The organism is Micromonospora sp. HK10 (assembly GCF_000982955.1).
Taxonomy (GTDB): domain Bacteria; phylum Actinomycetota; class Actinomycetes; order Mycobacteriales; family Micromonosporaceae; genus Micromonospora.
The window spans coordinates 34365-45026 of sequence record NZ_KQ058838.1; the positions used below are offsets into that span (position 1 = coordinate 34365).

Genomic DNA, 10662 nt, shown 5'->3' on the forward strand with positions numbered 1-10662 from the left:
GATGGCCAACGGGTACGTCGTCCCGGCGATCGTGGTGGTCACCCTGGTCACCGTCGGGATCGGCTTCTACGGGCTGCGCCTGGCCCGGACCACCTCCGACTTCCTGGTCGCCTCCCGGGCGGTCAGCCCGACCTGGAACGCCGCCGCCATCGGCGGGGAATACCTGTCGGCGGCGAGCTTCCTCGGCGTGGCCGGCCTGATCCTCAAGTACGGCGTGGACGTGCTCTGGTACCCGGTCGGCTTCGCCGCCGGCTACCTGGCGCTGCTGCTCTTCGTGGCCGCCCCGCTGCGCCGCTCCGGGGCGTTCACCCTGCCGGACTTCTGCGAGGTGCGGCTCGGCTCGCGGCGGCTGCGCAAGCTGGCCACCGTCTTCGTCATCTTCATCGGCTGGCTCTACCTGGTGCCGCAACTCCAGGGCGCCGGGTTGACGTTGAACACGGTCGCCGGTTCGCCGTACCCGGTGGGGGCGCTGCTGGTCGCCGTGGTGGTGACCGCGAACGTGGCGCTGGGCGGGATGCGCGCGATCACCTTCGTCCAGGCGTTTCAGTACTGGCTCAAGCTGACCGCGCTGGCCGTACCCGCGATCTTTTTGGCGTTGCAGTGGCAGGCCGACGCCCGCCCGGCGGTGACCCCGCCCGACGGGCCGGCGTTCCGGACCGCGACCACCGTGGTGGTCGAGCACCGCGCGACCCTCACCCTCCCCGACGGCGACATCCGGGAGGTACGCCCCGGCGACCGTCTCGACTTCGCCGCCGGCGACCCGGTGCCGGAGGTCGCCGGCACGGCCACCGACGCGACCGACTGGCTCCTCCCGGACACCGCCGGGGACGACGACCGGGGGTTGTTCGCCACCTACTCGCTGATCCTGGCCACCTTCCTCGGCACCATGGGCCTGCCGCACGTGCTGGTCCGCTTCTACACCAATCCGGACGGCGCGGCCGCCCGGCGCACCACGCTGGTGGTGCTCGCCCTGGTCGGCGTCTTCTACCTGCTGCCCACCATCTACGGCGTGCTGGGCCGGATCTATACCCCGCAACTGCTGATCACCGGGCAGACCGACGCGGTGGTGGTGCTGCTGCCGGGGGCGGCGCTCGGGGACGGCGCGACCGGCCGGCTGCTCGCCGCGCTGGTCTCCGCCGGGGCGTTCGCCGCCTTCCTCTCCACCTCGTCCGGGCTGCTCACCAGCGTCGCCGGGGTGATCTCCACGGACGTGCTCGGCCGCGGCTCGGTCCGCGGCTTCCGGCTGGCCACGGTGATCGCGGGCGGGGTGCCGGCGGTCCTCGCCTTGAACGTCTCCGGGCTGGACGTGTCGCAGGTGGTGGGGCTGGCGTTCGCGGTGGCCGCGTCGAGCTTCTGCCCGCTGCTGGTGCTCGGCATCTGGTGGCGCGGCCTGACCGACCTGGGCGCCGCCGCCGGGGTGCTGGTGGGCGGTGGGGCGGCGATCGGCGCGGTGCTGCTCACCGTGCTCGGCCCGCCGCTGACCGGGTGGCCGGCCACGCTGACCACCCAGCCGGCCGCCTGGACGGTGCCGCTGGCGTTCACCGTGATGGTGGCGGTGTCGATGGCCACCCGGCGACGGCTGCCCCCCGACGTCGGAGTCACCATGCTCCGCCTGCACGCCCCGGAGACGCTGCGGCTCTAGCTCATCCCCCGGCCAGCCGGCCCCCGAGCTACGGCTCAGGTAGGACCGGGGATCATCCTGTGGCCGGATCGGCCGCTGGACCGGGCGGGATACGGTCGGGGGCATGGCTGAGCACCCCGCGCTGTCCCTCCGTGGCCTGGTCAAGCGGTTCGACACCAAGGTGGCCGTCGCCGGCGTCGACCTGGACGTGCCGACCGGCTCGTTCTACGGGCTGCTCGGCCCGAACGGCGCCGGCAAGACCACCACCCTGTCGATGGCCGTCGGCCTGCTGCGCCCCGACGCCGGCCAGGCCCGGGTCCTCGGGTACGACGTCTGGGCCGACCCGGTCCGCGCCAAGGGCCTGCTCGGCGTGATGCCGGACGGGGTACGCCTCTTCGACCGGCTCAGCGGGGCGGAGCTGCTGGCGTACCACGGTCTGTTGCGCGGCATGGACCCGGCGGTGGTCGACCAGCGGGCCGCGGAGCTGCTGGACGTGCTGGCGCTCGGCGACGCCGGCCGCACTTTGGTGGTCGACTACTCGGCCGGCATGAAGAAGAAGATCGGCCTGGCCTGCGCGCTGCTGCACGGCCCCCGGCTGCTGGTGCTCGACGAGCCGTTCGAGGCGGTCGACCCGGTCTCGGCCGCGCTGATCCGCGACATCCTGCACCGCTACGTGCTGGGCGGCGGCACGGTCATCTTCTCCAGTCACGTGATGGAGGTGGTCGAGCGGCTCTGCTCGCACGTGGCGATCCTCGCCCAGGGCCGGATCTGCCGGGTCGGCACGCTCGACGAGGTCCGCGCCGGCCGTCCGCTGGAGGAGGCCTTCGTGGCGGCGGTCGGCGGCCGGACCGCCACCGGTGAGGAGCTGTCGTGGCTGTCCCGGTGAGCGCACCGGACGCGCCGGCCCGGCCGGTCTCGGCCCGGCACTTCGTCCGGCTCAAGCTGCGGGTGATGGGCAACAACTTCCGGGGCCAGGGCTGGCGGATCGCGCTTTTCGTGGTGGGCGTGTTCTTCGGGCTCTGGTTCGCCGTCGGCGGCTTCTTCGCGCTGGCCGCCCCCGGCCTGGCCGGCGAGCCCCGGTACGCGCTGCTGGTCGCCGCGTTCGGCGGCAGCCTGCTGGTGCTGGGCTGGCTGCTGCTGCCGCTGGTCTTCTTCGGCGTGGACGAAACCCTGGACCCGGCCCGGTTCGCCCTGCTCCCGCTGCCCCGGCGCACCCTGGTCACCGGCCTGTTCGCCGCCGCCCTGGTCAGCGTGCCGGTGGCGGCGACGCTGCTCGCGGTGTGCGGGCTGGTGGTGACCGCCGGGGCGCTCGGCGGCTGGCTGGCCGCGCTGGTCGCGGTGCTCGGCGCCGCCGGCGGGCTGCTGCTCTGCGTGGCCGTGGCCCGCGCGGTGACCAGCGCGTTCGCCACCATGCTGCGGTCCCGCCGGGTACGCGACCTGGCCGCGGTGCTGCTCGCGGTGCTGGCCGCGCTGCTCGGGCCGGTGCAGATCTTCGTGGCGGCGGCGGTCCAGCGCGCCGACTGGGACCGGCTGACCGGGGTGGCCCGGGTGCTCGCGTGGACGCCGTTCGGGGCGCCGTGGACGGCCGGCATCGACGTGGCCGAGGGCCGGGGCGGAGCCGCCGGGCTGAAGCTTGTGATCACCGGGCTGACGGTGGGCGCGTTGCTGCTCTGGTGGTCGCGGACGCTGGAGTCGGCGATGGTCGGCGCCTCCAGCGCCGGGCCGGCGCGGCAGCGGCGTGGCCGGATCGGCGGGGCGGTCGCGGAGCTCTTCCCGCGGGCGGTCTCCTGGGCCCGGCGGGACCGGTTCGGCGCGCTGGTCGCCCGGGAATGCCGCTACTGGTGGCGGGACGCCCGGCGGCGGGCCAACCTGATCACCGTGGCGGTGGTCGGCGTGTTCGTGCCGGTGATGGTCAACCTGGGTGGCCCCCGGCTGATCGAGGACGGCGGCCAGGCGTTCGGCCAGGCCACGGCCGACGCGTCGCCGGTGCTGGTCAGCCTCTCGATGCTCTTCGTCGGCGTGCTCGCCTCGGTCACCCTGGCGAACCAGTTCGGCTTCGACGGCAGCGCGTACGCGGCGAACGTGGTGGCCGGGGTGCCGGGGCGGGTGGAGCTGCGGGCCAGGATGACCGCGTTCTCGCTCTACGTGGTGCCCATCCTGATCGCCGTCGCGATCGTGCTGGCCGCCGCGCTCGGCCGGCCGGGCTGGCTCGGGGTGATGGCCGGGGCCCTGTTCGCCGCGTACGGCTGCGGGCTGGCGGTCAACTCCTTCGTGGCGGTGCTCGGCGGCTACGCCCTGCCCGAGACGACCAACCCGTTCGCCATGAACAGCGGAGCCGGGATGGCGAAGAGCCTGCTCAGCCTGCTCTCCATGGTCTCCTCGACGGTGCTGGGGGTGCCGCTGGTGGTGGCCGCGGCGCTGCTCGGTGACGTCTGGCTCTGGCTGGCCCTGCCGGTCGGTGTGGCGTACGGGCTGGGCGCGGCGCTGCTCGGGGCGTACCTGGCCGGCGACGCCCTGGACCGGCGCCAGCCGGAACTGCTGGCCGCCGTCACCCCGAAGCGCTGACCATGCCCGTCGTCGAAGCCGTGGTCACCGTGCCGGTGCCGCCGGAGCTGGCCTTCGCCGTGTCGCAGACCGTGGCGCCGGTCCGCTACCGCTGGGACCCGTTCGTCCGGGAGCAGCACTTCCTGGCCGGCGCCACCCGGCCGGGCAAGGGGGTACGCACCTTCACCCGCTCCCGGCACGGCCTGGTCATGGTCAGCGAGTACGTCTCGTACGCCCCGCCCAGCAACGTGGGCATGAAGATGGTGCGCGGGCCGTGGTTCTTCGAACGGTTCGGCGGCGGCTGGCGGTTCGCGCCGGGGCCCGATCCCGGGACGACGCTCGCCACCTGGCGGTACAACTTCCGCTGCCGGCCGGCGCTGCTGCGCCCGGTCGCCGAGTGGGTCGGCCGGTGGCTGCTCGGCCGGGACATCCGCCGCCGGATCGCCGGCTACGCGGCCGGCTGCGCCGACCCGGAGGTGCTGGCCGCCGCCCGCCGCACCCTCGACACCTAGGACCGAGGCAGGTGCCGGAAGTCGAGCCGCCGGTGCTTCACCGCGCCGGTCAGCCCCGGTTCAGGCCGTACGGCGAATGACCGCGTACAACTCGTGGCCGTCGCCGATGCTGCTGATGTTGACCAGTTCCCAGCCGTAGTTGGACAGGTGCTCGACGGCCTCCAGCAGCGGCTGGAAACCGCTGTGCCCCCAACCCCGCCGAGCGGTGACCACGAGATGCCGGTACGGGTAGACGCGCAGGTCGATCCGGCCGTCGCGGACGGCGTCGGCGCTGACCATCCGCTCCCTGGCGAGCCGCTCCGGCGGAATCATCGACATGCCGGGCAGGGTAGGCCCTCCGGTCGAGTCCGGACCGGCGGAGGCTGGTCAGGGCCGGCGGAGGTCGGTCAGGACCGGCGGAGGCTGGTGACCAGGGCCCGCCAGGCGGCCGGCGGGAAGGTGAGGGTCGGCCCCGACGGGTCCTTGCTGTCCCGGACCAGCACCACCCCGGGCAGATTGTCCGCGACCTCGACGCAGTTGCCCTCGTTGGCGGACCGGATCGGCTTCCGCCAGCGGGGTGTGGCACTGGTCATGGCGTCACCTTCAGCTTGTTGATCAAGTCGATGGAGGCGCGCTCGCTGAGCGCCTCGCCGAGCAGATGCTCCCACTTCCGCTGCACCAAGCCAATCCACTCCGGGTAGTCCGCGATCTGGCCGCGCGCCGCATTGTCGAGGCAGAGCAGACGATCTTTTCCGGGCAGTTCCGCGAGCACGAAACCGCCGCCCATGGAGACGTGAGCACCGACGTCGAGCGGCAGGACGTGTAGGCGCACCTGCGGTAGCTCGACCGCTTCGAGCAGCCGGCCAAGCTGCCGGTCTATGGTGGCAGGCCCGCCGACAGGCCTGCGCAGAGCGCTCTCGTCGATGACGAACACGCACTCGGGCGGCTCTTCCCGGTGGAGCAGGCGCTGTCGGCCCATGCGGAGGCTGACAAGCTCCTCCACTCGATCGCTGCGGTACAACCCGCCCGCCGAGACGACCGCTCGGCAGTACTCCTCGGTCTGTAGCAGCCCAGGGATCAGACACGGCTCGAAGTAGCACAGCCGGATAGCTCGCGCCTCGTGCCCCGGCCACGACTCGAACCAGGCTGGCCCGCTCTCCGCCTCGTCCTCTTTCAGCAATCCGGCGAGGAGGCCGCCGGTGCCGAGGGCCTGGTCGGCGGCGACGGCGAACTCCAGGGTGGGCCGGCGGCGGCCGGTCTCGATGGCGGCGACCGTGGACGGACTCCACTTGATCAGCCCGGCCAGCCCTTCCTGGGAGACCTCCGCGCCGGCCCGGGCGGCCTTCAGCGCCCGGATCCACATCTCGATGTTCATCCTTACCTCTCCGGTAAGTACGCGACCGCGCTGCGTAGTAAGCCCTGGCATCCTCCCCCGCCGACAGGCCCGAGTCCAGGGTGGAGGCACGCGGCCCGGCCGGTGGAGGCGACGACCCGCCGACCGGTCCTGCGCCAGGTCGCCCCGGCCCTTCCCCCGGCCGGGGCGGCCCCTCCCGGGAGGTACCGATGACGACAAGAAACGGAGATCTTGGCAAGAAACGGCCCCCAGAGGGGCCTTATCTCTCCAAGATCTCGAAACAGCCCGAGCCGGCGAAGCCGGCGGAAACGGCAGGGACGGCGAGGACGGCGGAAACGGCGAGGACGGCGGAAACGGCGAGGACGACGGAACCAGCGGGGGCGGCGGGGACGGTGGGGGCGCACCTGGCGATGCGGCCGGCGTGGCGCTGCCGGGGGTGCGGAGCGCCCTGGCCGTGCCAGCCGGCCCGGCTCGCGCTGCTGGCCGAGTACCGCCACGACCGGGTGGAGCTGCTGGTCTACCTGGGTGGCCTGCTCGCGGAGGCGCACATCCACCTGCCCGGCGCCACGGACCTGCACGCCCGCTTCCTGGGTTGGGCGCGGGCCGGGGACGGCACAATGTTTCACGTGAATCATGAGCCGGGCGCCGAGATCCACCACACCGACCCGTTCGCCGTGCCCGCCGGGCAACGTTCACCGGTACGCCGGTTGCGCGGCCGGCTGGCGGCCCCCGTGACGCTCTGGACCGCGCCGGGGCCGGCGGGGCTGACCGTCTCGTCCACGCTGGTCGCCGAGGGCGAGCCGGACCGGCTGCTCGGGTTGGTCGACCCGGAGTCCGACCTGTGGGCGGCGGTCGAGGAGGCGGGACGGTTCGCCGTCGCCCAGCTCGGGCCGGCGCACCGGCAGCTCGCCGACCGCTTCGCCGGCCTTTTTCCCTCGCCGGGTGGCCTCTTCGCGATCGGCTCGTGGACCGACACTCCGTACGGGCCGGTGCCGTCGGACGCCGGTGGGTGGGCGGGCTGCCGGCTGGACGCGGCCCGCGAGTACGGCTGGGGCCTGCTGGTGGAGGCCACCGTCGAGGCGGTCGAGCTGGCCGAGGAGACCGCGCCGCTGCTGCACTACCGGGGTAGGTACCGGGAACTCACGAATTGACCTGCCGTTGAACGGAGTGACCTGGGTCACTCGGCGCAGCCGGAGTGCCGTTCGGCGCAGCCGCTGACCGGGGCCGATCCGAGCCTTCCCCGGAGGGGAGCGCGCTCTCTACCGTGCGCGAAAATCCCCGACGCCTGTGAAGGTGGTGATCCACAGATGTCCACGGACACGCCTGCCTCCGCGCCGGCCGAGTCCCCGGCCGAGCGGTACCTCGCCGTACAACGCTCGGACGAGTTCGCCGGGTTGCGGCGCGCGCTGCGCGGCTTCATCTTCCCGATGACCGTCGCGTTCTTCCTGTGGTACGCGCTCTACGTCATTCTCTCCGCGTACGCGCGGGGCTTCATGGGCGCGAAGCTCTTCGGCAACATCAACGTCGCGCTCGTCTTCGGCCTGCTCCAGTTCGTGTCCACGTTCGTCATCGCGTGGCTCTACTCGCGGTTCGCCGACCGGAAGATCGACCCGGTCGCCGACCGGATCCGCGCCGAGATGGGGGAGGTGACCCATGAACACGGTCCTCGCGGCTGAGGCGGGCAGCACCACCGCCCGGAACCTCACCATCACGCTGTTCCTGATCTTCGTGGCGATCACGCTGGCGATCACCGTCTGGGCCAGCCGGCAGACCAAGACCGCCACCGACTTCTACGCCGGCGGCCGGTCCTTCTCCGGCTTCCAGAACGGCATGGCCATCGGCGGTGACTACATGTCCGCCGCGTCCTTCCTGGGCATCGCCGGCATCATCGCCCTGTACGGCTACGACGGCTTCCTCTACTCGATCGGCTTCCTGGTCGCCTGGCTGGTGGCGCTGCTGCTCGTCGCCGAGCTGCTGCGCAACTCCGGCCGGTACACGATGGCCGACGTGCTGGCCTTCCGGATGCGCCAGCGGCCGGTCCGTACCGCGGCGGCGGTCTCCACCATCACCGTCTCGATCTTCTACCTGCTGGCCCAGATGGTCGGCGCGGGCGCGCTGGTCGCCCTGCTGCTCGGCATCAAGCCGGGCACCACGTTCCTCGGCATGGACGCGGACACCGCCAAGGTGGCCACGATCATCCTGGTCGGCGCCCTGATGATCATTTACGTCACGGTCGGCGGCATGAAGGGCACCACGTACGTCCAGATCGTCAAGGCGTTCCTGCTGATGACCGGCGCGATCGTGATGACCCTGCTGGTGCTGGCGCACTACAAGTTCAACCTCTCCTCGCTGCTGGGTGACGCCGCCAAGCAGTCGGGCAAGGGCGCGGCGTTCCTGGAACCGGGGTTGCGCTACGGCGTGGAGACACCCGGGGACGCGCTGAAGACCTTCTACAGCAAGATGGACCTGCTCTCGCTCGGCATCGCGCTGGTGCTCGGCACCGCCGGCCTGCCGCACATCCTGATCCGCTTCTACACCGTGCCGACCGCCAAGGCGGCCCGGAAGAGCGTGCTCTGGGCGATCGGCATCATCGGCACCTTCTACCTGCTCACCCTGGCCCTCGGCTTCGGCGCGGCAGCGCTGGTCGGCGGCAAGGCGATCACCGCGCAGGACAAGGCCGGCAACACCGCGGCGCCGCAGCTCGCCGAGGCGCTGGGCAAGGACTTCTTCGGCGGTGACCTCGGCGGGGCGACCCTGCTGGCGATCATCGCGGCGGTCGCCTTCGCCACCATCCTGGCGGTGGTCGCCGGGTTGACCCTGGCGTCGTCGTCCAGCCTGGCCCACGACTTCTACGCCAACGTGGTGAAGGACGGCAGCGCCTCCGAACGGCAGGAGGTCAACGTGGCCCGGATCTCCGCCCTGGTGATCGGCGCCATCGCGATCGTGCTGTCGATCTTCGCGCAGAGCCTGAACGTGGCGTTCCTGGTGGCGCTCGCCTTCGCGGTGGCCGCCTCCGGCAACCTGCCGGCGATCCTCTACAGCCTGTTCTGGAAGCGGTTCAACACCTCCGGCGCGGTCTGGGCGATCTACGGCGGCCTGATCTCCGCCGTGGTGCTGGTCTTCTTCTCCCCGGTGGTCTCCGGGGCGCCGACGGCCATGTTCCCCGACCACGACTGGCACTGGTTCCCGCTGTCCAACCCGGGCATCATCTCCATCCCGATCGGCTTCCTCTGCGGCTGGATCGGCACCCTGCTCTCCAAGGAGCACGACGAGGAGAAGTACGCGGAACTGGAGGTGCGTTCGCTGACCGGCGCGGGCGCGCACTGAGCACCACCCGGTCAACCGGGGCCCCCTGCCTGGCGCGAGGCGTCAGGAGGGGGCCCCTTCCCGCGCTATAGGCTGACCGGCATGAAGGTCGCTCCCCGGTTCGGAACCGGACACCGCATCCTGGTCACCGGTGGCGCCGGCTTCGTCCCGTCGCACCTGGTCGACCGGCTCATCGAACGCGGCTGCACGGTGGTGGCGCTGGACAACTTCATCACCGGGTCCAAGGAGAACGTCGCCCACCTGCTGGGCCACCCGGCCTTCACGCTGATCGAGGCGGACATCTCCGACGGGCTGCCGGCCCACCCGGCCATGGCCGAGCGGTTCGACGCGATCCTGCACATGGCCTCGCCGGCCAGCCCGACCGACTTCGAGAAGCTGCCGGTGGAGATCCTCCGGGTCGGCTCGGTCGGCACCCTGGCCCTGCTCGAGCGGGCCACCGACGACGGCGCCCGGTTCCTGATGGCCTCCACCTCCGAGGCGTACGGGGACCCGGAGCAGCATCCGCAGCGGGAGACGTACTGGGGCAACGTCAACCCGGTCGGCATCCGGAGCGTCTACGACGAGGCCAAGCGCTTCTCCGAGGCGGCCACCATGGGCTACCACCGCAGCCGGGGCACCGACACCGCGATCGTACGGATCTTCAACACGTACGGCCCGCGAATGCGCCCCGACGACGGCCGCGCCATCCCGACCTTCATCGCCCAGGCGCTGCGCGGCGAGCCGATCACCGTGCACGGCACCGGCGAGCAGACCCGCTCGATCTGTTACGTCGACGACCTGGTGCGGGGCATCCTGCTGCTGCTCGACTCGACCGAGACCGGGCCGATCAACTGCGGCACGGAGCACGAGCTGAGCATGCGGCGACTCGCCGAGTTGATCGTGTCGCTCGCCGACAGCCGGTCCGAGGTGACCTACATCACCCGCAGCGCGGACGACCCGGAGAAGCGGCGACCGGATCTCACCCTCGCCCGTGAACTGCTCGGATACGAGCCGACCGTGGCGCCCGAAGAGGGCCTGCGCCGCACCATCGACTACTTCCGCGGCCGGCTAGGGTACTGACTCCCCCTGGGAGGAGGCTGACACCCGCCGTCACCTGAGGGCGTCGGTGGCCGGGCCGACCTACCCTCGGTTACATGTCCGCCACCACGTCTGCCGGCGCGCCGTTTCCCCACCTGAGTCGGAACTCGGGCCGCGCCCAGGTCCCCGGCCCCGGCCGGGACGCCGCCGGGCGCGCCCGTGCCACCGGGGCCCGCTGGTACCCGTCGTACGACGAACAGCCCGGCCCGGACGGGCCGGGCGGCCCCGGCGGTCCGGCCGGGCCGCGC

Annotated in this window: 11 protein-coding genes and 1 pseudogene; 9 read left to right on the forward strand and 3 right to left on the reverse strand. The window is 72.3% G+C overall.

Going from position 1 to position 10662, the window contains the following annotated elements; genetic code table 11:
- The first annotated feature begins 1 nt into the window (after position 1).
- From LQ51_RS19575 to LQ51_RS19590, 4 genes are all read left to right on the forward strand, one after another.
- Entirely contained in the window at positions 2 to 1642 is a 1641-nt protein-coding gene (locus tag LQ51_RS19575) for a sodium/solute symporter (RefSeq protein WP_046567780.1), read from the forward strand.
- Positions 1643 to 1745: 103 nt separating this feature from the next.
- Complete coding sequence (locus tag LQ51_RS19580) at positions 1746 to 2507, forward strand: ABC transporter ATP-binding protein (RefSeq protein WP_046567781.1); 762 nt, start codon at positions 1746 to 1748, stop codon at positions 2505 to 2507.
- On the forward strand, positions 2492 to 4186 hold the full coding sequence (locus tag LQ51_RS19585; protein ID WP_046567783.1) for a hypothetical protein: 1695 nt from the start codon (positions 2492 to 2494) through the stop codon (positions 4184 to 4186). Before LQ51_RS19580 ends, LQ51_RS19585 begins: the two co-directional genes overlap by 16 nt.
- Before the next feature lie 2 nt (positions 4187 to 4188).
- Entirely contained in the window at positions 4189 to 4677 is a 489-nt protein-coding gene (locus tag LQ51_RS19590) for an SRPBCC family protein (protein ID WP_046567785.1), read from the forward strand.
- 60 nt (positions 4678 to 4737) lie between these two features.
- On the opposite strand, the gene LQ51_RS19595 is transcribed toward LQ51_RS19590, so the two are convergent.
- The 3 genes from LQ51_RS19595 to LQ51_RS19605 form a co-directional block, all read right to left on the reverse strand.
- Complete coding sequence (locus tag LQ51_RS19595; RefSeq protein ID WP_046567787.1) at positions 4738 to 4995, reverse strand: hypothetical protein; 258 nt, start codon at positions 4993 to 4995, stop codon at positions 4738 to 4740.
- A gap of 68 nt (positions 4996 to 5063) precedes the next feature.
- The gene (locus LQ51_RS19600) at positions 5064 to 5249 is read right to left on the reverse strand and encodes a DUF397 domain-containing protein (protein WP_046567789.1); all 186 of its coding nucleotides are present in this window, start codon (positions 5247 to 5249) and stop codon (positions 5064 to 5066) included.
- The gene (locus LQ51_RS19605) at positions 5246 to 6031 is read right to left on the reverse strand and encodes a helix-turn-helix domain-containing protein (protein ID WP_046567791.1); all 786 of its coding nucleotides are present in this window, start codon (positions 6029 to 6031) and stop codon (positions 5246 to 5248) included. Before LQ51_RS19605 ends, LQ51_RS19600 begins: the two co-directional genes overlap by 4 nt.
- 389 nt (positions 6032 to 6420) lie before the next feature.
- Here LQ51_RS19605 and LQ51_RS19610 point away from each other — a divergent pair, with 389 nt between their 5' ends.
- The 5 genes and pseudogenes from LQ51_RS19610 to LQ51_RS34020 all read left to right on the forward strand — a co-directional run.
- Entirely contained in the window at positions 6421 to 7161 is a 741-nt protein-coding gene (locus LQ51_RS19610; protein WP_046567808.1) for a flavin reductase family protein, read from the forward strand.
- Positions 7162 to 7317: 156 nt separating this feature from the next.
- Positions 7318 to 7686 carry a DUF485 domain-containing protein gene (locus tag LQ51_RS19615; protein WP_046567793.1) on the forward strand — a complete coding sequence of 123 codons (369 nt, stop codon included), beginning with the start codon at positions 7318 to 7320 and terminating at the stop codon, positions 7684 to 7686.
- Complete coding sequence (locus LQ51_RS19620; protein ID WP_046567797.1) at positions 7664 to 9337, forward strand: solute symporter family protein; 1674 nt, start codon at positions 7664 to 7666, stop codon at positions 9335 to 9337. Before LQ51_RS19615 ends, LQ51_RS19620 begins: the two co-directional genes overlap by 23 nt.
- A gap of 81 nt (positions 9338 to 9418) precedes the next feature.
- On the forward strand, positions 9419 to 10396 hold the full coding sequence (locus LQ51_RS19625) for a UDP-glucuronic acid decarboxylase family protein (protein ID WP_046567798.1): 978 nt from the start codon (positions 9419 to 9421) through the stop codon (positions 10394 to 10396).
- Between the two features lie 74 nt (positions 10397 to 10470).
- Positions 10471 to 10662 (forward strand): annotated as a pseudogene (locus LQ51_RS34020) (LytR family transcriptional regulator); the annotation flags it as partial.